1 pseudogene is annotated in these 213 nt (G+C 43.7%); it reads right to left on the reverse strand.

Annotated features, from left to right (window positions below):
* Window positions 1–213: pseudogene (locus HJY11_RS14530) on the reverse strand (D-xylose ABC transporter ATP-binding protein); the annotation flags it as partial.

Below are 213 nucleotides of genomic sequence, written 5' to 3' on the forward strand. Positions count from 1 at the left end.
GACTTGATAACGTAATATTAAAACCAACGGAATTAATTAAAGTAAGTCCCTGCTTTTTTCTGTCCTCCGGAACCATGGCAACCCCTTTTGCTATGGCATCGCGGCTATTTTTAAAACGTACCTGTTCTCCATCCAGCCAGATTTCTCCACTGTCATATGTATCTGCTCCGAATACCGCCTGCATGATTTCACTTCTTTTCGCACCGACCAGTC

It is taken from the genome of Bittarella massiliensis (ex Durand et al. 2017) (genome assembly GCF_017566145.1).
GTDB lineage: Bacteria > Bacillota > Clostridia > Oscillospirales > Ruminococcaceae > Bittarella > Bittarella massiliensis_A.